Genomic DNA, 23,587 nt, shown 5'->3' with positions numbered 1-23,587 from the left:
CGATTCGCGTGTCGACGGCAGAAGCGCTTCGTCCGACGTCGTGCATGAGCTGCCACGTGAAGCGCCGGAAACCGCGCTGGTCTCCTGAGCGACGTCGCAGCGGTCCCACGCGAGTTCGATCGCAGAGGCTCGCGGAAGTCGGCCCTGGCCGGGCGCCGGGGCCAGGCAGCTCGGTCCGGCCATCGCGCCGGCTCCGAAACGGTACGCGGTGAACCGGGAACGCGTGGCGCCGAGCGCGAGCTCGGCACGGCGCCGGCGCATGAGCGGCAGTCGCGCGAACGTCAGTCGAGCGAACGCACCAGAGAAGCGCCGGCAGGCGAGCCGCAGAGCGGTGGCCGCGCGCACGCGGCGTCACGGCGACGGCGCGCGCGCCGCCGCACACCGGTTCAGGCGCCGCGCAGGCGATCGCAGATGCGCCGGATACGCCGCAAGGCGGTGCTCACGCCGGCCGATGCGCCGGGATCGTACCAATGGATGAGCAGCGAACGGCGCTCCCCGCCCAGGATGTCCAGGTTCGCATGCTGGGTCACGAAACCGTTGAACGCATACACGTTGCCGGGTACGCAGCGCACACGGTCGCAGCGGCCGTGACGCAGATCGAAATCGGTCAGGGTCCGGCGCAGTCGCAACGGTAGATTGCGCTGCGCGCCATGGCGGGCCTTGTCGAGCAGGTTGACCAGCGTCGAAGGCGGTGTACGGCGTCGCCGATATATCAGCAGATCGCCGTTGCGGCTGCCATCCTCGGCAATCTGCAACGGAATCAGCACGGTCAGTGCGTGCGAGTCGAAGTGCCGGCAATGACTTTCCCGGCCGGTCGTGCGATCGACGCAACGCACGATGTGCAACGGCCGCTCGTCGAGGCGCTTGCCCGCGTAGCGGGCCACGAACAGGCGTGCCTTGCGGCGCAGCTGTGCTTCCAACTGCCTGAACGCCTCGACTTCCCGAAGGCATGCCGCGCTGGCGTCGGCGACAGCGGCGGCCACCACCAGGCCGGTCGGCAAGCCCACCGGCGAGTGAGCGCGATTTGCGTCGATCAACGCGTTGACTTTGTCGAGCGTCGCGCGCGGGATGACCTGCTCGGCGGTCACGACATCCACTGCGGTGTCGTGACCGCGCCCGCTTGCAGGCGGCGCGGGGCGCCGTTGCTTGCGGTGATTATGCGATTCCATGAATTGCATCACTGACTGCGCCCCCGTTGAAATGATGCCTAGGCTGCGCGCTGCGGCGGTGCCGGTCGGTGGGCTGCCCAACACTGCCACGCCGCATTGCAACACAGGCTCGGCGACGCTGCCGCCGTCAGTAGGCGTGCGGGCTGTGCAGGCCGCGCAGCGCGGTGGCGAGCACGATGCGCACATCCAGCGCGAAGCTGCGATGCTCCAGGTAGAAGAGGTCGTGCTCGACGCGCGCCTGCATCTTTTCGAGACGATCGGTTTCGCCTCGCCAGCCGTTGATCTGCGCCCAGCCGGTGATGCCGGGCGCGAGTCGATAGCGATCCATGTAGCGGTCGACCTGCCGTTTGTACTGCGCGTCGTGTTCCAACGCATGCGGGCGCGGCCCCACCACGGACATCTCACCGCGCAGCACGTTGATGAACTGGGGCAGCTCATCGAGGCTCGAGCGGCGCATCAATGCACCGATCCGCGTCACGCGGGGGTCGCGGTGCTGCGCCTGTCGCAGTTCCCCCGGCGCGCTCGCATGCAGCCGCATCGAGCGGAACTTGTAGATCCGGAACGGCCGACCATCACGCCCTCGGCGCCATTGCCGGAAGAAAACCGGGCCGGGCGAACTCAGCTTGATCAGAACGGCGAGCACGACAAACAAGGGCCAGAGCGCGGCCAGCGCGGCAAGGGCGAAGATGAAGTCGAAGCTGCGTTTGAGCAGCAGGCCGTGCTTCGGTGCGACGATATCGAACAGATCGATCGCAGGCATTGCCCAGGCGGCGCCGAAGCGCGGATCGGCGAGCGCGGTGTCGTGCAGTGGCGGCAGGAGGCGAATGTCGATCAGCTCGTGTCGGAAACGTTCGGCGATCTGCTGCAGGGTGCTGGTGTCGGTGATCGGAACCGCGACCCATATCGTGTCGATCAGGCGGTGTTCGGCCATGTCCACGAGGCGTTCCAGATCCGCGCACGGTGGCAGTGGCAGGCGCCCCGCGGCGGCGTTGCCGGCGTCGCCGCGTTCGTTCAGGTCGAGCCAGCACAGCAGGTGCTCGCGCCGGCCGGGTCGACGGCGCATGCGGGCGATCACTTCAAGGCAGGCATCGGGCCGCCCGATCAACGCGACGTTGCGACGCTTCCGAGCGCGGTGGGCGACGCGACGGCGCAAGGCGTCCGCGTGTGTGGCGTCGAATGCAGGCACCCGCGTCGCGGCGCGCGTGCGGGCGCGCGGCGGCGCATTGATGCGCGCGAGCGCCGACAGGCGTTGGCCTGCCAACGCGAACACCGCGCACAGCGCCGCCCAGGTGAGCAGCCATGCGAACGGCACCGCGCCCGGTGACAGCAACGCGGGCAGGGTGACGGCGCAGCAGAGCCACAGTACCAGCGGGCAGCGGCGCGATCGGGTTGTATGTGACGCCGGGGTGTGGCGGGGCAGTGCCAGCAGCATGCAGACCGCGACGAGCACCGCCGCCTGGCTGGAATTGATCGGATGCGGCGCACCGCCGCCGGCGTACAGCGCAAGCATCTGCGCAAGCATGCCGGCGAGTGCGGTGGCGGCAATGGCAAGCAGTCGGCGAACGAGCGTGTGCATGATCTATCCCCGCAGGGCTTCGCGGTACACGGCGGCGACGCGTCGCGCCATCAGTGGCATGTCGAAATTCTCGCGTGCGTAACGACGACATCGCGCCTCGCTCGGCAGCGCGGTGCCACCACGCAATGCGCCGCGCAGGCCGTCGGCGAGTGCTGCGGGGCTGGTCCCCGCCAGCACCAGGTTTCGGTCCAGACCGCAGACCGCTTCGGGAAGGCCGCCAACCGGCGTCACCATGACGGGGGTGCCTGCCGCGAGCGACTCGACGGTGGTCAGTCCGAATCCCTCGAGTGACAGCGATGGCACGATGCTGAGGTCAGCGGCGCGATAGACGAGCGGCAGCATGCCGTCTCCGACCCGACCCAACAAGTGAACGTGACGTTCCAGCCCACGTTCGGCGATGCGCGCCGCCAGCGCCTCGGCAAGCGGTCCGCGGCCAACCACCACGAGCAGGGCATCCGGCACGGCGCTCAGCAGCGCCGGCATCGCGTCGATCAGGTTTTCGAGGCCCATGCGCCGCGTCAGGCGGCGCACGGTGACAAGGATCGGCCGATCGGTCGGCAGGGCGAGACGGGCGCGTGCCTGTGCGCGGCTTGCCGGTACCGCGAACGTCGAGACATCGACGCAGCCAGGCACCACGCGGATTCGCTCCGGCGGGACGCGGTAGCGCCGGGCCAGCACGTCGGCGAACGCGCGGGACAGCACGATATACCGTTGCTGCCGACCGTAGGCGAAGGTTTCGAGGGCATGCTTGAGCCGGTTGACAGTGCACTGTCCTCCTTCGGCACGCGCCTCATCGGCCCATGGGCCATGGAAGTGCGTGACGCGCGCGGAGTCGGTGGCGACGCCACGCGTGGGCAGCCCGTACAACGGAAAGTGAGACGCGACGATGTCCGGGCGGCGCGCGGCGATCATCGCCTTGAGCGCTTGTCGCGCCCCCCACAGGCGCGTGAGGAGCGGTGCATCGGCACGCGCGAACGCGCGGATGGCGCCATGCGTGTCCAACGCGGCGCGCTCGCCGCCAGCGAGCAAGCCGCGCACGCGCACGCCGGCGCCCGGCAACCCGTCGCTGAGGGCCAGGTACATGCGTTCCAGTCCGCCCGGTTGTTCCGCAAACCAATGCATGCCGATCTGTACCGAGTCGATGATCGGCAACGCCGACACGTCTGGAGACGGTCTGCCAGGGCTTTCGTCGCCATCGTGGTAGTCCGCGCGCGCAGCGGCACACGAGCCCGCGGCATGCCGTCCTCCGGACGCGCGCGGCGAGGGTCGGTCAGGCGCCCTGAGGCGTCGTCCGCTTTGGTCGGGCGACGATGGCATGTCGATGGGTAGCGAGCCGGACGGTGCGAGCATGTCAAGTAACGAGAGAGGCGAACGAACGAGCCTGAAACAAGGACAAGATGACAGGACGAGATGACAGGACGAGATGACGGGGACGAGATCGCCGGACGAATCACGGCATCAGCGCGGCGCGGTGCGCGCCGCGATCAACGGCATGACCGTACCCAGGAAGAACAGCATGCCGACGCCGGCGACGAGCGTGTTGGTGAAGACAAGGATGCTCGCCAGCGACACGGCGACCGCGGCCCATGCCCCGGCGAAGCGGTCATGCTTGCGGCGGCGCGCCGCCGCGATCGCGCGCAGCAGCAGCGTGCCGCTGCCGACGAAGTACAGCAGCGCACCCGACCAGCCCAGGGTGTAGGGTATTTCCATCAGGCCGCTGTCGAAGCTTGCCATCTGCGCGGCGCCGGTTTGGTCGTTCAGCCGCGTGGTGTCGCCGGCCACGCCCAGGCCCGCGCCGCCGATCTCGGAAAACGCGGTGGCGAGAAAGGCGCCGTAGAAGTTCGCGCGCTCGTTGAAGCTCGTGTCGCTGCCCAACTCGCCGATCGTCTGGAAGCGTGATGCGATGATGGCCGAGGCTTCGTCCGTGGACGCCAGGGGGATGGCCACCGCGCTCAAGACGAGCGCCGCGGCCAGCACGCGCCAACGCATCCGGGCGCTCAGGCTGATGGTGAGAAACAGCATGCCCACCAGCCAGCCGCCCCAGGCGGCGCGAACGGCACTCAGCAGGAGCGACAGGAATGCCAGCACGCCCGCCAGCCAGCCGGTGCGTCCAGGCCGCGCGACGAGGAGGAGCAGGCCCGCCATCAGCGTCTCGGCGAGCGGCGCGGACGAATTCATCGTGCTGCTGACACGGATCTGGAACGGCAGCGGCAGTCCTTCGGTGACCAGCTTGGTGCCACGCAACCAGAACGCATCCCACGGCGGCAGCAGCGCGAACTGGATCATGCCGTAGCCGCCCATGACGAGCAGTCCCCAGCCGAAGGAGCGGGCAAGAACGCGCTCGTAGTCCGCACAGTTGTGCCAAGTCGTCAGCACGTGGAAGCCGATCAACGCGGGAAACGCCCAGAGCGCCAGCGAGTAGGTGGCCGCCAATGGGGAATTGCGAATCGCGCCGATCGGATAAGCGTAGAACACACCGACCAGCACCAGCAGAAATGGCAGGCCGGCGCGGCTGCCGAGCACGCGATGATGGCGCAGCAGCGACCATGCGGACAGCAGCGCCACCGCAAGCGGCGCGACCTGGATCGGACTGGTCGGATTGAACGCACCGTTGTAGTAGTCGGCGAAGCGCCGCACCTCGGGCGACAGGAACAACAGCCAGCAGACGAAGCCGACGTAATGCACGGGATGACGCCGGTACAGCGCAATGCCGACGACCACCGCCAGCAATGGGTAGCCGACTTCCAATGCGCGTCCCTGACCTGCGACGATCAGCAGTGCCGTCACCGCGAAGAACAGCAGCGGCAGCAGCAAGCCGCCATGGCGCGACGTCGAAGCGGCGCGCGGCGCGGCATCGCGGCGTGCTTCCCGCAGCGCATCGCGCAGCAGGGCGTCGGTGCCGAGCGGGGCGCGCACCGGCATCGCGCAGGGCTGCCGCAGGCGTGGTGCCGGACGCACGCGCGACGCGTGTTCCGAGCGCCGCGCACCAGCTCGGCGCGGCGGGCGGAGCACGGCCGGCAGGCCCCGCCGCAAGCGCGCGGCAGCGTCGCGCGCGCTCATGCGGCGGCCTGCGCGGGACGGCTGGCGTGCGCGTAGGCTTCCCGATCACGCCGGCGTTCCGGCACCGCATTGAAGACGCCACCCAGGATGCGTCCACCCGCGCGTTCGATCTTGTCCAGGGTATCGGCGATGTCGCCCTCGCGGTGCGCGCCGGCGCGCAACACCAGCACGGTCAGCACCGCGCAGCGGCTGATCAGGGCTGCGTCGCTGATCGCGAGTGCCGGCGGCGCGTCGACGATCACCGTGTCGAAGCGTTCGCTGCAGCGGCCAAGCAGTTGTTCTAGGCGCGGCCCGGCCAGCAATGCCGAAGCATCGTCCGGCAGCTTGCCCGCCGGCAGCAGGAACAGCCCCGGCACGCCGGTCGCCCGGGCCGCTTCGGCGGGCGCAAGCGTGCCGGCCAGCACTTCGCGCAGACCTTCTGGCTCGTCGTCGGGCGCGGTCGACGCGGTCACGCCGAGCGTTCGTGCAAGGTGTCCGCGCCGCAGATCGGCGTCGATCAACAGTACGCGCTGACCCGCTTCCGCCAGCAGCGCGGCAAGATTGGAGGCGACGAAGCTCTTGCCGGTGCCCGGCCCGGGGCTGGTCAGCATCACGACGTTGCCGCCACTGGCACGCAGCGTGAACTGCAGTTCGGCGCGCAGATTGCGCATCGTTTCGATGGCGCGGTCGTTCGGGTAGCGGGTGGCCAACAGCGAGCCGGCGGCGGGGCGGGGCGCTCCGAGGCGCAGCAGCGCGTGCCGCGTGCCGCGCGGCGCCGAACCGTCGAGGCGCGCTGGCCGGTGCGTCAACGACTGCGCTTCGCTGAAGCAGAGATTACCGAACATCGGCAGGTCGAGACGACGCTCCAACTGCTTTGCGTCCTCGACGCGCGCCAACAGCTTGCGCCGCGCCAGCAGCGACAGCGCGCTGATCACCAGGCCGAACAGCAGCGAGGCCGCGATGATCAATGCCCGCTTCGGCTTGACCGGTACCGACGCGCGCCAGGCCGGATCGATCATGCTGATGTCGCCGACCGTACCGCCGCGCTCCACCGACAGGGCCTGCATGCGGTTGACCAGCGCCAGATAGATCTCCTGCGCCACCTTGGCGTCGCGCACCAGATCGGCCGAGCGCCGCTCGGCTGCCGGCAGGCGATCGAAGCGGGCGTCGAAGCTGCGCTTGGACGCGGCCAACTGGCCCAGCTGGGCGTCGACCGCATGCACCTCGGGGCTGGTGGGTTCGAAACGCTGCAGCAGCTGGGTGCGCTGCAGCGCCAGATTGGACATCTGTTTCTGCAGTTCGATGCTGCCCTGCAGATAGATCTGCGCCTCCTGCGTCGATTCGATCGTACCGGACGCACTGCGGAAATCGCTCAGCGCGCGATCGGCCTCCTGCACGCGGGTGCGCAGCCGGGGCAGTTCGCGCGTCAGGAAATCGAGCATCGCGTTGGCCTGGTTGCGGTGACGCGCGACGTTCTGCTCGATCGCCGAAGCCGCAACCGAATTGGTCAGCTGGGCGGCGAACACCGGATCCACATCCTGATAGCCGATCCGCACCACGCCGGTGTCTTTACCGAGCTCCGTGATCTGCAGCGCATTGGCCAGCTCCGAGACGGCAAGCAAGGGATTGGTGCGGGACAGCGTGAAGCGCGTGCCTGGGCGGGCCACCAGCTGATCGATGCGCAGCGTGACGCCGCCTGCGGACACGGTCTGTCCGACCGCGCCGCTCAGCAACGGCGAGCCGTCGGGCAGCTCCACCCGGAAACGCCGATTCGAGTCCGCGATCAGTGTGAACTTGCGGTCTTCCAGCGCAACTGGCACGTCGAGTTGGGCGACGTTGATCTGCTCGCCGCCCCACCCGTAACCGTCCAGACCCAGCCAGGCCGGCGCGAGCTTGCCGGGTGTCGCCAGCGCGGCGGCGAGCGCGCCGAGCAGCGGCAGTCGCTTCGGATCGGCATGGCGATCGAGCCCATACTGCGCAACGACGGGGGCCAGGACGGAGCGGCTGCGCATCAACTGCATTTCCGCTTCCGACAGCGATGTGCGTCCCAGCAGTGTCTCGGCCACGTCCGGCAGCGCGCCCGGTGCCGGACTGGCCTGCTGGACGCGAAGCAGGGCGTTCGACTCGTAGCTGGGCCGTGCGATGAACGCGTACGCGGTGGCAAGGGCGACGCACGCGCCGGTCACGCATGCGATCCATACGAGGTGATCGCGCGCGGTCTTCAGCAGCTCACCGAGGATCGGGGCGTCTTCGTCGGCACGCGCCGGCACCAGGCCGGCGGCATAGGAGGTGGTGTTCACGTGGGTCGTCCGGCAAGAAGGGTATGGGCGGATGCGAATGGTTGGCGAGGCGCGGCATGCCCGCGCGGGTTCTGGCTGCGGCGGCTCATCGGGTCAGCTGCACCGTGTAGAACAATGCCTGCAGGGTCGGCAGGACCTGTTCGAGAACCCGGTTGAAGCGCGCCGACGACGCGGTCCCGATGTAGACCACGTCGAGCGCCTGCAGCGGAAACTGCGTCGCGAGCAGAATCGAATCGACCTGCGTCATGTCGAGCCGGTACACCGACGGCTCGGTCGGCGTTGCGGCGGTGCCGCGCACTACGTAGATCTGCCGCGGATCGGCGTACTTGGCATCGATGCTGCCGACGCTGGTCAACGCATCCGCGAGCGTCATGCGCCACTTGCTCATCGGCAGCGCCGACGGTTTCATCGCCTCGCCGATCACGAACACGCGGCTATCGCCACGGTCCGGCACGTTGAGGATGTCGCCGCCGCGCAGCACGATGTTCTGTGCAACATCGCCCCGGTCGTAGACCGCATCCGCGTCGAGCACGGTGGTGCGCCCGTCACGGGTCAGCCGCACGCGATGCAGGTCGGCGTTGGGCAGCGCGCCGCCGGCGCGAGCGATCGCATTGACCAGCGTCAACGGCGCGTCGGTGATTGCAAATGTGCCGGGCGCCTTGAGTTCGCCGGCGATCTGCACCTGTTGGCTCAGATAGCGGACCACCGTCACGTCGACCTGCGGCTGCCTGCGATTCCTGGCCAGCGCCTGCGTCAGTTGCGCGGCGATCTGCTCGACCGTCTTGCCGGCCACCGGGACGCGGCCCAGGGTCGGAAAGAAGATGCATCCGTCCGAGCCGACGCGCAGTCCTTGCGAGACAGGGCCGGCCTCCGCCGCGAGCACGGCCGGCGGTGTGCTGCCGTCGACGGCGGGCAACGTCGGCACGGTGGGCGCCGCCAGTTCCGGATGACCGTACACGGTGACGCTCAGCACATCGGGCGGCTGCACACGATAGTCCGCCGCGGCGATGGACGGCGCGCCGGTCCCGGGCAGGCCGTCGATGCGAGCGGCATCAGCGGCCAGGGCGGCGTTCTGCGTGCGTACCACGTCCGGCGTGATCAGATGCACCGGATAGACCCGGTCGCTGGCCTGGCGATCCATGTCGTCGGCGAGACGATCCTTGTTGAGGTAGGGGCCAGGCGCGCTTGCGCAGCCGGCGAGAATGGACAACGCGAGCGCGATCGAGATCGGCTTGCAGCGCGTGATGAGGTTCATGTGGCTCGGATGTAGGCTCGAATGTATGTGCGACGCGGGGCAATGCGATGCCGCCGCACCGGCTCAAGGCGCGTGGAGATCACCGATGTTGCGACGCGCGGCCTCGGTCGGGGGCCGCCTGAAGCTGCGACGTTCAATGCATGGCGGCACGCGCCGTGCGTCGCGCGGCGATTGCCGCGCGACCGGCCAGGGCGAGCTTGTGCATCGCTCTCGTCCAACCGTCGCCATCGACGGCAAGCTTCAGTGCGCGAACCAACCCCGGATCGTCGCGGCCGCCGACGCCAAGCGCATAAACGAGATAGCAGGCGCGTCGCCAGGCGGGCATCGCCTCGTACATGATCAATCGCATGTTGTGGCAGGCATTGAAGAACGCCAACGCGTTGAAGCGGTGACGTTGATCCTCGTCCAGACGTGGCGCGTGATAGTGATCGACGACAAGCTCCGGGTCGTAGACGAGCCACCAGCCACGGCGGGCGACCGCCAGGCTGAAGGCAAGCTCGCAGTGCACCTGAGCGCCCGAGCCACGCAGTCTTGCGTCGAAGCGCAGTCCCGCGATCGCGGCGCGGCGCCAACACATGTTCACGCCCTTTAGGACTGCCACGCGACGCGCGCGACCGACGCCGAGGTGGTGGTTGCCGGACATCCGACCGTACCAGCTGATCATGCCGACGCGCCGGTGCGCTCCCGTGACCGGCTGGCCGTCACGGTAGATTATGTCCCGTCCGCCGAGCCCGCCGATGCGCGAGTCGACGGCGAACGCAAAGGCGATGCGCTCCAGCCATGTTCGATGGGGCGCTGCATCGTCGTCGGTGAAACATACGATGTCGCCGCTCGCCGTGTCGAGACCGAGGTTGTAGGCGGCCACGACACCCGGCTCCGCGATGGTGACGATGCGCAGGCCGGGCAGCGCGTGCTGGTGCTGCCACTGCGCGAGACGTTCGTGGGTGAGTCGATCGTCGATGCGGGTCACCACGATCGTTTCATCGGCGATACGTCGTTGTGCCGCGAGCGCGTCGAGGCAGCGGAGCAGGTCGGTCACGCGGCGGTGAGTCGGAACGATGACGGATACCTTCATGACTCGCCCCGCAGGTGAGGGCCGAGACCATTCGCCCCGAGGCGGGTCGTCGGATGCAATCCGCCCGATGCCGTGTAGCTTCCCCCGCCGCGCAACAGCGCCGACGAGGCGAAGCCCGCGGGTTCGTCCTCGCCGAGTTCAGCCAGGCGCGTGCGCAGTTCGTCGAGACTGTGCTGCATGATGCCGTGGCATTCACATGCGGCGGCGGCCAGCCTTGCGCGGTCCAGCACGGTGACGCGGCCGCGCACGTGGTTGATGATGCCCGCCTGCTGCAGCTTGCCACTGGCCTCGGTGACGCCTTCGCGCCGCACGCCCAACATGTTCGCGACCGCCTGTTGGGTGATTGCGATATGGCTCGAACCGCTCCGTCCCAGCGCGAGCAACAACCAGCGGCATAGCTGCTGGCTGACCGAATGATGCCGGTTGCAGGCGCTCAGCTGCGAAATCTGCGTCAGCAGCATCTGAGCGTAGAGCAGGAACGCCTTCTTCAGCAGCGGAATCTGTTCGAGTTCGCGTTTCAGGTCGAAGGTTCTGATCCGCAGCGCGAGGCCGCCGCAGCGGACTTCCGCGCGGCTTGGCATCGTATCGCAGCCCATCGTCGCGGGAAGTCCCACCACGCCTTCCGAGCCGGTGGAGGCGATTTCCATCGTCGCGCCGTTCTCCATCAGCACCATGAACGACACGACTGCCGTGATCGGGAAGTAGACGTGCGTGATGCGCTCGCCGCTGTCGTAGAGCAACTGACCCGCGCTCAGTTGCACGCGCTCCATGCGCGCGGCCAACGCCGCCATGCCGGACTCCGGGCAGGCCCGCAGCAACAGGTGTCGGTCGAGATCGTCGATAGGCATGTATCGGCGATCGCGCTGGACATGGCTTGTGTGCTGGAGGCCTGGCACTGTCGCGGAGTCAATTGGCATGACGATCGTTCCTTTTTGTTCGGGATGGAGAAGGGATGGGCGTCATTGCGACGCTTGCGGGCTCGCCATATAGCGGCTTCCATGCCACTGACCGGTTTCCCCAGGCGCGATAAGGGGTTTCGGGACGCGGCCGGCGGCGCTCTCGGCGCAGTTCGCCGCCGATACAAAAAAACGTTTCGTTTTTGTTGCGCTGCGATGTTGCCCCGCCAAGCGCCCTGCAGTCAGGCGCAGCATGTGTTGTGGCGCGCGCGGCAGGGTCGCTCCCACGCGATTGGGGCTTTCTCGGAACGTGCGTGCCATCGGTTTTTCGTCCGTTGCGGCGCTTTCGCACAGCAAGCAAGGGAAAACCCTGTCAACAAAACGTTTCACACGTGAACAACAAACGTTCATCAGGCTGTGCCGAAACGCGCGAGTAGGGCCTCGATCAGGCGCGCGTAGGCGCGTTGCAGCTTGCCGAGTACGTCCAGGCACCGGTCGGCGCGGCCGCGGCTGTTGGCGCGCAGCAGCCGCATCTCGAAAACGAGCGCTTCCGAAGCCAGGGTGCGACATGCAAGCAGCGCTTCGCGCGGCGGCTTCAATTGGTGCCGAGCCATCCATTCGAGCAGCGCGCCGAGCAGTTCGAAGTTGCCGCCGAGTTGATGCAGCGTTGCATAGACGAACGCATGACGGTATCCGATGTCCTCGATCAGTCGACGGTCGAGCGCGGCGTCAAAGACGGCGCCAAACGCTTCGATGGGGGACCGCACAGGCCGCCGCGCCAGATGACGGCTGAGCAGCGCGGCGGCCTGTCCCGGCAGCGCTTGCGCGGCGGTAGGGGGGGCGACCCGGCTCACGCACTCGGCTTCCCGCAGCAGCGCTTCATCGAAGCCTTCCTGCTCCGCCGCGCCGAAGGCGCCTTCGTAATCGCTGCCGCGTAGCTCATAGCGCACGCCCCGGCGGTAATAGGAGGCGATCCCGCGGCTTCGATCAAGGCTGTCTATGCCCACGGTGACGCTGCCGTGCGCAACGCGGTACAGCGCGGGCGCATCGCTCAGGTAGTAGCCGTCGAGGGCCAGCAGCACGACATTGCCCTGGACGGTCTGCCGTTCGACCAGCTCGCGAACATCGCCGTAGAGCCCAAGCGTGAACGTGGTCACGCCGAACAGCGTCTCCAGGTCTTCGCGGGGCGGATTCAACAGGCCGAACTGGTCGCCCGCGAAATCCTGAGCCACCGCGCAGCCCAGCATCGCAAGCGGCTCTAACCCCCAGCCGTGCAGAATTTCGATCCAAAGTGCCGCGCGGCGCTGACTGCCGGTCCAGATGCGGTTATCGATGTGCAACCGGTGCGGGCGGTGGGCGGGCGGCGGCGCGGCGGGTTCGGCCGGCTCGGCCGGGCCAATGGCGCTCGACGTGCCGACGGCGCCTCGTGAAGCGTCGTCGGAAGGGTGTTCCATAGGGTTCATCCATTGGTGGTCGACTGGCGGTGCCGCCGAGCCGCGCGGCGTCGCCGTGCAGGCGGCCGCGGCGGCGCATGGGGCAAGCGCAGCCTGTGTGTGACTGCGAGCGGGGGCATGACGCGGGCATGAACGGCTTGCGGCCGTTCGCGTGCATGGCCACGTGTCAGACGGCGCGGTGCGCGAGCGCGAGCGTCGCCATCGAGGCGGAGATGCGATCGTTGTTGATCATCAACGGTGCCGCGTGCAGGTCGCGCAGGTGCCGGCCGACGCTGTATGGCGTGTCGTTGCGATAGGCGGCCATGCCGCACAGCCGCAGCACATGGCCGACCACGTCGAGGGCCATGAGCGAGGCCCGCACCTTCAGGTCGTTCATCGCCAGCGTGCCTTCGTAGCCGCTCGCGCTGCCGCGGCGGCCGCGGGCGGCGCGGCCGATGACGGACGCGCTGCTTGAGGTGTCGGTTGGAGTGTCGGTTGAGGTGCCGTGGGTGCGTCCGTCGAGCAAGGTCTCAATGCGAGAGTCCAGCATGCGCAGCAGACCGATCGCGTCCGCCAGACGCGCGGCGCCGAATGGCGTCGCACCGTTACGCTGGCGCGCGTCGGCACGCAGGTAGCGCTGTCCGCGGTGCACCGCGTCGGTGGCGATGCCGAGCCACACCGCGCTCCACAGCAGATGCGAGACGGGCAGCATGGTCTCGTGCGCGATGTCGGCGAATTCGGTGGGAAGAATCTGCACGATTCCGCCGCTCGCCTGCACCGCAAAGCCGCTGCTGCAGGTACCGCGCATGCCGAGTGTGTTCCAACTGCCGATGGCTTCCAATCGGCAGTCCTCGCGCAGCACGGTGACCAGCACCTGGTCGCCTGGCAGCGCATCCGGCGCGCGTCGGCCGCTGATCAGGATGGCGTCGGCGTGCGCGCCGTAGGACAGCGTCGGCACCCGTTTCGTGAGCGTGAAGCCGCCTTGTCCGTCCGAGACGATCGCGCACTTGCTGTGGCGCAGATTGCCGCCGATGGTTTCCTCGGAGGTGGCGGAGGCGACCAGTCCCTGAGCGGTGGCCAGGCGCTGCAGCAGCGCCGCGTGCCACAGGTCGTGCGGCGCATGCTCGAGCAGGCACCACAGCTGCGACTGATGCATTGCATAGATCATAGCGGTCGAAGCGCACGCTTCGCCAAGCAAGCGGCACGTTGCGGTGATATCGGCCAGCGTCGCCCCCATGCCGCCGTGTTTTGGCGGTATCGCCGCGCCGAGCAGGCGCTGTTCGCGCAATGCGGCGACCGCCTCGGTCGGGAAGCGGCCTTCCGCGTCGACGATGTCTGCATATTCGGCCGCGACGGCGGCGGCACGGCGGGCGGCGGTGCGGATGTCGGTGTCGGCCGCATGTGCGAGCATCGCCTCGGCGGTGGCGAACGAATCGGCCAGACTGGCGTTCGTCATTGGCGGGCCTCCGCAAGGCAGACGACGACGGCGTCGGTCAGCGACGCAATATTGCGAAACAGTTTGCGAGTCAGCAGCCGATCCGGGATTTCGATGCCGAATTCGTCCTCCAGCGCGACCATCACGCGTACACTGGTCATCGAGGCCAGTCCCGCACTGTAGAGGTCGGCGTTATCGTCGAGCGCGTCGAGCGGCACTTCGAGCAGGGCGGCGTCCGACACCACGCGGCGTACCGTTGCCCGGATTTCATTGAGTTCCATGTTTGCCTGATCGCAAGGATGATTAGGAGCCGAGCGAAGCGGCGCATTGCGTCCGCTTCGTCTTCACCCGCTATCAGACAACACGTGCGTCGATGTGTCGGTTCGCCGCCGCACGTCCCGTCACGCGCCCATCCTACCGCCCGCCGTACCTCCAATAATATGTCCGGGCGCACCTCCGCCGCATGGCCGCCGCATGGCCGCCGCATGGCCGCTATATGGTCACCCCATGGCCGCCGTCTGTCCGAGGCAAGTGGGACGCGGGCCCGAGACGCGTCGGACGCAGGCATGCCGCAGCGCGGCTTCAAACGCGCAGCGTGCCGGCGGCCGAAGCGGCGCCAGCGCCGCCGCGCAGCGCAGCGCGGGCGGCGGCCGCCGCCTGACTGCCGTAGGCTGCCAGCGTATCGGTCGTCCCGTCGTTGTCGACCGGCTGCCGGCGGTCTCGATCCGATGTGCTGGCGGCAACGAGATACGACTCCAGTACCTGCATCATCCGCTCGCGGGCCGGATAGAGGAACAGCGCGTGGTCGAGATCGCGGTGGGTCATCGCCTGGATGGTGGGGAAACGCGTGAGCCAGCGGAAGCGCTTGCCGAACAGCGTTTCGCATTCCTCCAGCCCCGCGTCGAAATCGCCGTACAGCATGCACATGCTGACGCCGCGCGCATGCAGATCGCGGATCAGCTCGCGCGCGGCGCCGGGCCCACCCGCGCGGCGTTCGGCTTCGCCGAGATGCAGTCCGCAGCGCAGGCGCCAGTTCGTCGCGCAACGCTGCAGCAGGCGGGTCGACACCGACAAGGCACGTGTCGGCGCGCGCAGCATGTTCAGCCACTTGTCCGGGCGACGCAGCGATTCGAGATAGACGCGCGTTGGTTCGAGCCGCGGCGCGGCGCCGGGCAGATGGCGCGCGTCGGACCAGACGTAGATGTGCTGGTTGATCAGCACCAGCCCCGCGGCATGCTTGCTGCGCGCGGCACCGTGCATGGCCAGGTAGGCGCCCGAACAGACGCCGGCGGCCACCGGACGGTGATGCCCCTGCGCGAACAGCCAATCGATGCCCTTCGCGGCGTCGTCGCATGCGACGGCGTCGTGCAGCGATTTCAGCGGCGACGTCTCACGCGCGTCCCGGCTGTCGCCGAGCGTGCTCACGTCCATGCGCAGGCTGGCGATGCCCTGGCGGGCGAGGCGGCGCGCGGCGACCACCCACATGCGTGCGTCGCCGATGTGGTGGTTGCCGGCGGTGTTCGGAAACAGCACCGCCTGCGCGGTCGGGCCGACCGGGGTCCGGTCGGCGTGCGCGGGTTGGCAGTAGATGCCGAACAGCCGTCCGTCGTCGAAAACGATCGGCCGCTCGATGAAGCCATCGCCGTGCAGTATGGCCTCGGCCGTGCGCGGCGGACGCGCATCGCGCGGTGTGCGGGCGTCGAAGCGTGCGCACAGCCATGTCGAGATCGCCTCGAAGGTCTGCTGTGGAATGCGATTGGTGCCGGTTTCGCTCGTCATGCCGACATAGTCGTCGAATGCCGCGACGGTGATCTCGGCGCCGCCGCCTTGCACACGCGCGAGCCATGCCTGCAAGGCGGGCCGTGGCGCGGGATCCAGCACCAGCATGTGTGGCACCGTGGGCACCGGCGCCTGACCGAGGTTGATGCGTTGCAGGTGGGCCAGACTGTCCCGATAGAGCCGGAAGCCCAGGGTCTCGCAGTGGTCGTCGGGATCGTCGGGCAACTGCAGATGCGGCACCGAGGTGTTCCGCCAGCGTCGATGGACGAGTCGCGTCTCGCGGATGAACTCCCGACCGCTGAGCGGCGGCGCGAGCAGCACCAGCGCATCGAGATTGCCGATCCGGTTGATGGCAACCGCGGCCAGCAGTGCGCCGAGCCGTACGCCGCACAGGACGACGCGTTCGACGCCGGTCCTGTCGCGCAGCCACTGCACCGCCTCGGCGATGCCGTCGAGCCAGGCTTCGACGCGATCACCGTCCGCCTCGTCGCCGAGCGCGTCACCGGTGCCAGGGTAATCGAAACGTAGCGTTGGCAGTCCGCACGCCGCGAGGTGTTCGGCCAGTCTGCGCCACGGCCGGTGTGTCCACAGCGCCTCGTGTCCGTAGGCGCCGCACAGCACGACGCCGGTGGACGCGGGTGCGTCGTGCAGCCAGCCTGAACAACTGCCAAAGCTCACGGCTTCCATGATTTCCCCTGTCTGTGTCTCTACACAGTTCTGATGATGGTCAGCCCAAACCTTACGCTTGTAAGATCGTGCTGATCGTGCGCGTCCGTACACAACGACAAGTGGGTCCGCGTGACCAGCGCGTGTGTTCCGTGCACGCTCCACCGTTGTGCGACCCTTGCCGCTTGCCGCTCAGGCGTGTCCGCGCAGCGCCACGCCCATGCGCGACAGCCGGACGAGCTGGCCGAAACTGGTCAACGCGCGCCGGCGAGCCAGGAACAACGTCATGTGCGCGAAGTAGATCGCCAGGAATGCCGTCAAACGGGCCCTGTCCGGTGCGATCGTGCGATAACGCTTGACGCCGATGTAGAGCCTGGCCGCTTCGCAGCAGAGTTCGTAGCGGCTCAGGCTGCCGACGCGCTCGCGCGTCAGCACGCCTGCATCGGTGGCCAGGTGCGTCGAGCGCAGCGTTGGCAGATAGCGGATCGAGAAGCCGCGCGCCATCGCACGCAGGCACAGTTCCGCATCCTCGCTGCCGAAGAAGATGTTTTCGTCCCACTTTTCTAGGGTCAGCAGCACGCTCGGGAAAGCGGCCGCGGCGACCGTGGCGGACCCTGGTACGTCGCTGGCCGCGAAGTAGCCGCGGAAATTGAGCCGCACCGGTCCGTCGCTCATATCGTTGCGGCTGCCCGTGCAGATCGTCCGCTGTCGTGCCACCGCATCCAGCGCGGCGTAGAAGCCGTGGATGGTTGCAAAGAAGTCCGGCGGCAGCAGCAGGTCGTCGTCGATGAAGGACACATAGGGCGCGCGGCTGCATGCCGCCTCGAACGCGTGATTGCGGTTCGCGCAGACGCCGCGGCGCGGTCCGACCACATAGCGCACGGCGGGATGGCGCGCGACGATGTCGCGATTGCGCGCCGCCGCGGCCGGATCGTTCGAATCGTCGCTGACCACGATCTCGACCGGCGCTGGCTCGCAGCGCGTCAGCGCCGCGAGGCAGGCTGCCAGGGCGTCGGGGCGGTTCATCGTGGTGATACAGGCACACACGTTAAGGTGGGGATTGGCATTCGGCATGGTTCGGCACGGCTCGTTGGACAGGCGGAGGCAGGCGGGCGATCACTCCGCCGGCGGCGGCTCGCGACGCATGGTCGGAAACGCCGCCAGCACCGGGTGGCGCGCGATCTGGCGCAGGCGCGGCGAGGTCCAGAGCGACCATGCGATGCTGCCGCAGACGAAGGCCAGGGCGGCCAGCGCGCTGCGGGAGGGTGGATGCAGCTGCATTGCCTCGTAAAGCGCGGCGAGGATCAGCGCCCCATGCACACTCATCGCGCCGATCACCGCGCTGATCGAGATCCGCGAGAAATGCAGCAGCAGCAGGTACTCGACGAGCGCGCGCCCGAGCACCACGGTGCTGGCGCCAAGAATGCCGTAATGCGCGATGCCGAAGTAGAGCGCCAACGCGTAGCAAGGCGCGACCAGCACGCCGAGCAGGGCCGCGCGTGCTTCGCTGCTCTGCGCCAGCATCAGGATGCGCAGCAGACTTTGTTGGCCGCTGAGCCAGACGGCGACCAGGAGGATCTGGCCGACGCGCACCGATTCCGCGGCGAGTGCGTGACCGAGCCAGAGTGTCAGGAACGGCGCCAGCAGAAACAGCGCGCAGATCACGCAGGGCGTGAACGCGCCGTTCAGAAACGCAAGCGCATTGCGCGCCATCGTCGTCGCGTCGGTGCGAGGCAGCGCGGACAGACGCGGGAACAGCGTGCGCAACATTGCATCGGGGAGCAGGTTGAGCCGGGCGACCAGATTTTGCGGCACTGTGTAGAAGGTGACGAAGCGGGCGCCGAGCAGCGAGCCGACCAGCACCCGGTCGAGCGTGTCGACGATCATGCCGGTGCCCGAGAGCAGCGCGGCCCAGCGGCCGAAGCCGAACAGGCGGCCCGCCACTGCGCGGCGGGGTGGCGCGACGGCGGTGATGCCGAGCGCGCGCAGCGTCACCCATGCCAGGCCCAGCGCGCCCAGGAGGCGCGCGACGACCGCCGCGGCGAGGACCACGGGCAACGTCGGCGAGATCAGATATGCGCAGCCGAGCGGCAGCAATTGGAAGAGGAAGGTTCCGAGCGTCTGGTTTACGTTGAACGCGGTGAACCGTTCCGCGGCGGTGATCGCGCCGGCGAAGACCCAGGCCAGGTTGGCGATCGGAATTGCCAACGCCAGCCAGCCGAGTGCGCCGAGCACCTCGCGCTCGTATTGCGCCGACAGGTGCAGGACCTGGGTGGTATAGCCGTAGGCCACGCCGTACAGCACCGCGCCCCCGGCGATGCCGGTCGCAAGGTTCAACCAGACCGCGCTCCAGAAGATCTCGGTGACGGCCTGCGCATCGCCTCGGGCCTTGGCGATCTGATTCTCGGTCGCGAGGCTCATGCCGAAATCGAGCACGCTGAAATAGCCGATCAGCGCCCAGACCAGGCTGATCACGCCATAGCGTTCGGCGCCCAGCAGGCGGATGTAGGCGGGCACGGTTGCCAGCGATACGAAGGTTGGCAAAACCAGTCCGGCCAGATTGACCCAGATATGTTTGACGACGACTCTGTCCATCGAAGCGGGGGGCCCTCTCGACAACGGTGGCACGACTGGCATCGCAGGCCGATCGCAGGCGGGGCCGCTCGCACAAGGCCACGGCACGGATTCCGAAACGACTCGAAGCTTAGGCGACGGTTCGCAACGGGTAGGTTCGGGAGCGCACGTATCGGCGCGCCGCGCGGCGTTACGCTGGATGCCACCTGATCCGGCATCCCACCGAACGCCGCCCGCCTGCGAGGACTTCGCGATGACCCCCCAATCCGCCCCGGCCCCGAAGCGGCTGGTTTCGCTTTGCGTGCCCACCTTCAAGCGACCCGGCAAGCTGGCGGAGGCGCTCGCCTCATGCGCGGCGCAGTCATACCGCGACATCGAGATCGTGATCGGCGACGATTCGCCGGACGACGCCAGCGAGGCGGTGGTGGCGCGTCACATCCGGCGGCATGGCGGCGTCGTGCGTTACGCGCGGCATCGCCCGGCGCTCGGACAGGCCGGGAATGTGAACAGCCTGTTCGCGCGTGCAAGGGGTGACCGCCTGGTCCTGCTGCACGACGACGACGTGCTCGAACCCCACGCGGTGGAGACGCTGGCGGCCTGCTGGGATGCCACGCCCGGGCTGACGGCGGCGTTCGGCAAGCAGTGGCTGATGGATGAGCTGGGCGTGGTGTTGCCTGCCGAGTCGGCCGCATTGAACCGTCGCTACCGGCGCACTGCCGATCGTGCGGGTCTGCTCGCCGAACCGAGCGTTGCCGGCGTGCTGCGCATGTTCCCGAACGACGGCTTCATGGTCGACACGCGCACCGCGCGGGAAGTGGCTTATCGGGACGGGGCGGAGGTGGGCGACGCCTGCGACTTCGATTTCGGTCTGCGCCTTTGTCTGCGCGCGCGCGCAGTCGCATACGTCGATCAGGAAGTGGCGCGCTATCGCTTGAGCGGCGACGCGATCTCGCGCCGCGCGGTGCCGGCGCTGCACAACTACGAACTGCTGCGCGACGCTGCCTTGCCGCCCGCCGCGACGGGGGCGCGTGAGCAGGCGCTGATCGAGTTGGCGCCGCTGGCCACGTCGGCGCTGGCGCGCAGCGGACGCGTCGCCGACGCGTGGCGGGTGCTGCGCTCAAGGCATTACGGCTGGCGTCGGCGTTGCAGCGCGCGCGGCGCCTATCACCTGTTGCTGATGTTCGCGGCAATGGGCGGCGGCTCGACGAACGCTTCCTCGCCTTCCGGCAACTGACGCGCCCGCTGCGCACCCATCAGCCGGTACAACGTGACGCGCGAGACGCCCAGCTCCTGCGCGGCTTCGTTCAGCCGGTTGCGGTGGCGGCGCAGCGCGCGCTGCACGGCCAGTTGCTCGGCCTGCTCCCGCGCCTCGGCCAGCGTCAGCGGCTTTTCCGTGGTCCAGCCGGTCAACTCCAGGTCCTCGGCGGTGATCACGCGGCCTTCGGCCATCACCACCGCACGGCGCACGCGGTTGATCAACTCGCGCACGTTGCCGGGCCAGTCGTAGTTGTACAGCGCCTCGATGGCACCCGACGAGAAGCCCCGCAGCCTGCGCGAGCTTTCGCTGCGGAAGCGCTCGAGCATGTGATTGGCGAGCAGTTCGATGTCGGCGCCGCGCGCGCGCAGTGGCGGTTCGTCGATGCGCAACACGCACAGGCGGTGGTATAGGTCGGAGCGAAAGCGGTTGGCCGCGATCGCGCGGTCGGTGTCGACGTGGGTCGCCGAGATCACGCGCACGTCGACCGATACCGGCTCGGCCGAACCGAGCGGATCGATCTGACCTTCCTGCAGAAAGCGCAGCAGGCTGGCCTGGCTGTCCATCGGCAGGTCGCCGATCTCGTCGAGGAACAGCGTGCCTTTGTGTGCGGCCGCCACCTTGCCGATGCGGCGCTGATTGGCGCCGGTGAACGCCCCGCGCTCATACCCGAACAGCTCGGACTGCATCAGCGATTGCGGGATGGCGCCGCAGTTGATCGCGACGAACGGGCCGTCGCGCCGCGCCGAACGTCGGTGGATGGCCAGCGCGGTCAGCTCCTTGCCGGTACCCGATTCGCCCGAGATGAACACCGGCGCACTGGTGCTGGCGACCTTCGAAATGGTCCGGAACAGCCGCTGCATCGCGTCGCTGTTGCCGACCATCGTGTCGTCGGCCGGCAGCGGCGGGTCCGCCGCGATTTCGACCATCCGTTGCGCCTGCGTCAGCGAGCCGAGAATCTGCTCGTGCGAGCGCGGCGCGATCAGGTAGTCGAGACAGTACTGATTGATCAGGCGCCGCACCGCAGGTTCGCGCAGACGCTCGTCGTCGAGTAGGGCGACCCACCCGACATGCGTATGCAACAGACAGTCTTCCAGGGTCCGCTGCTCCGATGCCAACGCCTCGCTGCCGAGATCGAGCAGGGCGACCGCGGGGCGTTGCGTCTTGAGCACCTTCGCCGCTGCAGCGACCGATGCGACTGCCTCGACCTTGCCGAAACGGGCCTTAAGCAGCGACAGCAGCGCGGCATCCGGTGCTTGGCTGAGGTACAGACACATCGTGGAGACGGCTTCCATTCATTTCTTCCTTCGGGCAAACGCTCCGCCCGAGCACAGTGGGTGTGGACGAGGCTGCGGGAAGGAACTGCCGCGCAGCGCACTGCATCCATTTATAGGCGTCGCGACCGGTCGCGCCGGGTCGCTTATGGCGACCCGGCGCCAGCCATATTCGTGCCTCGGCCCTTCGTCGAATAGGCGGTGATGCACACAAGTGCCGCAAAAATGCCTCCCCACACCGCCGATACCGGTATCGGATAAATTACATCGTCCCCAATTGCATAGCGGCAGCCTAGATCAATTAATTGAGAGATTTTTTTTACGTTTTTTTACAGGCGGCCGAAAGCCCGCAAATCGCGTCTATTTATTTGCAACGAGCGCGAACGGGCGGCAATTCCAAAACGCCGCGCGATTCGTTTGAAATGCGGAAAATCTGCCGCTGGATTTGGGCAGGCTGCCATACCACATGATTTCGGGATTCAGCCAACAAAAAACGGCACTTATTCGGTTTGGATAGAGGTCGCCAGCGATGGCGGGTCAAAAATCGGCAAGTCGCATACGGGCCGCCATGCCTTTCAGCGGGCTTCGGTGCGTTGCGCCGCAGACCTGAGGCGGTCGAGTCGGCACGATCACGACTCGGTGCGGCCGTCGCGCGTGGCGCGGCCGTCGCAGGAACGCTCGCGGATCGGTCAATGAAGATTCTCCATCTTTCGAATCACTGCCTGCAGGCAGGCGACGGCATCGTCAATGTGATGGTCGACCTTGCCTGTGGGCAGTCGAAGCAGGGGCATCGTGTATTGGTGGCCACCGGCGGTGGCGAATATGTACCGCATTTCGAAAAACATGGCGTGGTACACATTACGCTGAAACAACGACCGCTGCCCTGGTATGCGGTACCGCGAATGTTCTGGCAGGTGTTGCAGCTGATTCGGCGCGAGCGTCCCGATGTCGTTCATGCCCATGTGATGACGGCCGTATTGAGCGCCCGATTTGCGCGCTTATCGCAACGTTTTTTGCTGGTCGCGACGGTACATAACGAATTTCAGCGCTCGGCTGTCCTGATGAAATTCGCCGATCGCGTGGTCGGCGTCAGTCACGCGGTGACCGAGGCCATGGGCCGGCGCGGGGTTCGCAAGAGCCGTCTGCGCACGGTATGCAACGGCGTGGTAGGTTCCACACGGCGGCGGGCCGCGGCGGTTGCCGGGCTCGAAGCGGCAACCTTGCTCCGGCCCAACGTCGTGACGATCGCCGGGGCCTACCCGCGCAAGGGTATCGATGTGTTGATCCGGGCGTTCGCCCGCATCGCCGATCGCTTGCCGGACGCTCAGCTGTATGTCATTGGCGACGGCCCGGCGCGACGCGCGCTAGAGGCGCTGGCGGAATCGCTGGGTCTGGGCCGGCGCGTGCACTTTCTCGGCTTCCGCGCCAACACCGCCGACTATCTCGCGCAAACCGACACGTTTGCGCTGGCGTCACTGCAGGAACCGTTTGGCCTGGTGCTGGCCGAGGCCCGGGAGGCGGGCTGCGCGATCGTGGCGTCGGATGTGGGCGGCACGCCGGAGGTACTTGAGCATGGCCGTGCCGGCTGGCTGGTGCCGCCTGGCGACGTCGCGTCGCTCGCGCACGCCTTGGGCACCTTGCTGGAGGACGGCGAGCGGCGGCGCGCGCTTGCCGCGGCGGCGCGCGCGAATCTCGACTGGTTGAGCGTGGACCGCATGACGCACGCCTATCTTGACGTCTATCTCGATGAATACCGCGGCGCCGGCGCAGGCCAGCGCAACGCCGGCGGTGCGGATCCCATGGTATCGCTGGAAAACGTACCGGCAAGCCGTCATCCGGTGCGGCCGGCGCGTCGGTGAAC

Annotated in this window: 17 protein-coding genes; 2 read left to right on the top strand and 15 right to left on the bottom strand. The window is 67.9% G+C overall.

Going from position 1 to position 23,587, the window contains the following annotated elements:
• Positions 1–386: 386 nt before the first annotated feature.
• The 14 genes from BLU54_RS18300 to BLU54_RS18235 form a co-directional block, all read right to left on the bottom strand.
• Entirely contained in the window at positions 387–1,097 is a 711-nt protein-coding gene (locus BLU54_RS18300; protein WP_170845216.1) for a hypothetical protein, read from the bottom strand.
• Between the two features lie 199 nt (positions 1,098–1,296).
• Positions 1,297–2,745, bottom strand: a complete 1,449-nt coding sequence (locus tag BLU54_RS18295; RefSeq protein WP_091911629.1) for an exopolysaccharide biosynthesis polyprenyl glycosylphosphotransferase — start codon at positions 2,743–2,745, stop codon at positions 1,297–1,299.
• 3 nt (positions 2,746–2,748) lie between these two features.
• Positions 2,749–3,867: a glycosyltransferase family 4 protein gene (locus BLU54_RS18290; protein WP_091911798.1), complete on the bottom strand. Its 1,119-nt coding sequence runs from the start codon at positions 3,865–3,867 to the stop codon at positions 2,749–2,751.
• Positions 3,868–4,203: 336 nt separating this feature from the next.
• Entirely contained in the window at positions 4,204–5,667 is a 1,464-nt protein-coding gene (locus tag BLU54_RS18285; RefSeq protein WP_139169750.1) for a glucose-6-phosphate isomerase, read from the bottom strand.
• A gap of 134 nt (positions 5,668–5,801) precedes the next feature.
• The gene (locus BLU54_RS18280) at positions 5,802–8,084 is read right to left on the bottom strand and encodes a polysaccharide biosynthesis tyrosine autokinase (protein WP_091911625.1); all 2,283 of its coding nucleotides are present in this window, start codon (positions 8,082–8,084) and stop codon (positions 5,802–5,804) included.
• Between the two features lie 85 nt (positions 8,085–8,169).
• Entirely contained in the window at positions 8,170–9,339 is a 1,170-nt protein-coding gene (locus tag BLU54_RS18275) for a polysaccharide biosynthesis/export family protein (RefSeq protein WP_091911623.1), read from the bottom strand.
• A gap of 133 nt (positions 9,340–9,472) precedes the next feature.
• Positions 9,473–10,414 carry a glycosyltransferase family 2 protein gene (locus BLU54_RS18270; RefSeq protein ID WP_091911621.1) on the bottom strand — a complete coding sequence of 314 codons (942 nt, stop codon included), beginning with the start codon at positions 10,412–10,414 and terminating at the stop codon, positions 9,473–9,475.
• Positions 10,411–11,262 (bottom strand): Crp/Fnr family transcriptional regulator, encoded by an 852-nt coding sequence (locus BLU54_RS18265; RefSeq protein WP_170845214.1) that lies wholly within the window; start codon positions 11,260–11,262, stop codon positions 10,411–10,413. Before BLU54_RS18265 ends, BLU54_RS18270 begins: the two co-directional genes overlap by 4 nt.
• Before the next feature lie 458 nt (positions 11,263–11,720).
• Positions 11,721–12,764 carry a DUF1839 family protein gene (locus BLU54_RS18260; RefSeq protein ID WP_170845213.1) on the bottom strand — a complete coding sequence of 348 codons (1,044 nt, stop codon included), beginning with the start codon at positions 12,762–12,764 and terminating at the stop codon, positions 11,721–11,723.
• Positions 12,765–12,930: 166 nt separating this feature from the next.
• Positions 12,931–14,199 carry an acyl-CoA dehydrogenase family protein gene (locus BLU54_RS18255; protein ID WP_091911616.1) on the bottom strand — a complete coding sequence of 423 codons (1,269 nt, stop codon included), beginning with the start codon at positions 14,197–14,199 and terminating at the stop codon, positions 12,931–12,933.
• On the bottom strand, positions 14,196–14,444 hold the full coding sequence (locus BLU54_RS18250) for an acyl carrier protein (RefSeq protein ID WP_091911796.1): 249 nt from the start codon (positions 14,442–14,444) through the stop codon (positions 14,196–14,198). Before BLU54_RS18250 ends, BLU54_RS18255 begins: the two co-directional genes overlap by 4 nt.
• A gap of 316 nt (positions 14,445–14,760) precedes the next feature.
• On the bottom strand, positions 14,761–16,644 hold the full coding sequence (locus tag BLU54_RS18245; RefSeq protein WP_091911613.1) for a serine aminopeptidase domain-containing protein: 1,884 nt from the start codon (positions 16,642–16,644) through the stop codon (positions 14,761–14,763).
• 171 nt (positions 16,645–16,815) lie between these two features.
• The gene (locus BLU54_RS18240) at positions 16,816–17,697 is read right to left on the bottom strand and encodes a glycosyltransferase family 2 protein (RefSeq protein WP_091911611.1); all 882 of its coding nucleotides are present in this window, start codon (positions 17,695–17,697) and stop codon (positions 16,816–16,818) included.
• 42 nt (positions 17,698–17,739) lie between these two features.
• Positions 17,740–19,218, bottom strand: a complete 1,479-nt coding sequence (locus tag BLU54_RS18235; protein WP_091911609.1) for an oligosaccharide flippase family protein — start codon at positions 19,216–19,218, stop codon at positions 17,740–17,742.
• A 232-nt stretch (positions 19,219–19,450) separates the two neighbouring features.
• On the opposite strand from BLU54_RS18235, the gene BLU54_RS18230 reads away from it, so the two are divergent.
• Positions 19,451–20,431 carry a glycosyltransferase family 2 protein gene (locus BLU54_RS18230; RefSeq protein WP_091911606.1) on the top strand — a complete coding sequence of 327 codons (981 nt, stop codon included), beginning with the start codon at positions 19,451–19,453 and terminating at the stop codon, positions 20,429–20,431.
• Here BLU54_RS18230 and BLU54_RS18225 read toward each other — a convergent pair.
• Positions 20,362–21,747 carry a sigma-54 dependent transcriptional regulator gene (locus BLU54_RS18225; protein WP_091911604.1) on the bottom strand — a complete coding sequence of 462 codons (1,386 nt, stop codon included), beginning with the start codon at positions 21,745–21,747 and terminating at the stop codon, positions 20,362–20,364. The genes BLU54_RS18230 and BLU54_RS18225 overlap by 70 nt on opposite strands.
• Before the next feature lie 671 nt (positions 21,748–22,418).
• Between BLU54_RS18225 and BLU54_RS18220 the strand changes: the two genes are divergently transcribed.
• Positions 22,419–23,585 (top strand): glycosyltransferase, encoded by a 1,167-nt coding sequence (locus tag BLU54_RS18220; RefSeq protein ID WP_091911602.1) that lies wholly within the window; start codon positions 22,419–22,421, stop codon positions 23,583–23,585.
• Positions 23,586–23,587 lie beyond the last annotated feature (2 nt).

The organism is Chitinasiproducens palmae, assembly GCF_900095735.1.
Lineage (GTDB): Bacteria > Pseudomonadota > Gammaproteobacteria > Burkholderiales > Burkholderiaceae > Chitinasiproducens > Chitinasiproducens palmae.
This window is presented reverse-complemented; position numbering and strand designations above follow the sequence as displayed.

Bases quoted from the DNA above. Each gene is read 5' to 3' on its own strand.
- BLU54_RS18285 (WP_139169750.1), bottom strand. From the start codon at position 5,667: ATGCCGGTGCGCGCCCCGCTCGGCACCGACGCCCTGCTGCGCGATGCG.
- BLU54_RS18270 (WP_091911621.1), bottom strand. From the start codon at position 10,414: ATGAAGGTATCCGTCATCGTTCCGACTCACCGCCGCGTGACCGACCTG.
- BLU54_RS18245 (WP_091911613.1), bottom strand. From the start codon at position 16,644: ATGGAAGCCGTGAGCTTTGGCAGTTGTTCAGGCTGGCTGCACGACGCA.
- BLU54_RS18295 (WP_091911629.1), bottom strand. From the start codon at position 2,745: ATGCACACGCTCGTTCGCCGACTGCTTGCCATTGCCGCCACCGCACTC.
- BLU54_RS18235 (WP_091911609.1), bottom strand. From the start codon at position 19,218: ATGGACAGAGTCGTCGTCAAACATATCTGGGTCAATCTGGCCGGACTG.
- BLU54_RS18275 (WP_091911623.1), bottom strand. From the start codon at position 9,339: ATGAACCTCATCACGCGCTGCAAGCCGATCTCGATCGCGCTCGCGTTG.
- BLU54_RS18265 (WP_170845214.1), bottom strand. From the start codon at position 11,262: ATGCCTATCGACGATCTCGACCGACACCTGTTGCTGCGGGCCTGCCCG.
- BLU54_RS18260 (WP_170845213.1), bottom strand. From the start codon at position 12,764: ATGGAACACCCTTCCGACGACGCTTCACGAGGCGCCGTCGGCACGTCG.
- BLU54_RS18220 (WP_091911602.1), top strand. From the start codon at position 22,419: ATGAAGATTCTCCATCTTTCGAATCACTGCCTGCAGGCAGGCGACGGC.
- BLU54_RS18225 (WP_091911604.1), bottom strand. From the start codon at position 21,747: ATGGAAGCCGTCTCCACGATGTGTCTGTACCTCAGCCAAGCACCGGAT.
- BLU54_RS18255 (WP_091911616.1), bottom strand. From the start codon at position 14,199: ATGACGAACGCCAGTCTGGCCGATTCGTTCGCCACCGCCGAGGCGATG.
- BLU54_RS18290 (WP_091911798.1), bottom strand. From the start codon at position 3,867: ATGCATTGGTTTGCGGAACAACCGGGCGGACTGGAACGCATGTACCTG.
- BLU54_RS18230 (WP_091911606.1), top strand. From the start codon at position 19,451: ATGACCCCCCAATCCGCCCCGGCCCCGAAGCGGCTGGTTTCGCTTTGC.
- BLU54_RS18240 (WP_091911611.1), bottom strand. From the start codon at position 17,697: ATGCCGAATGCCAATCCCCACCTTAACGTGTGTGCCTGTATCACCACG.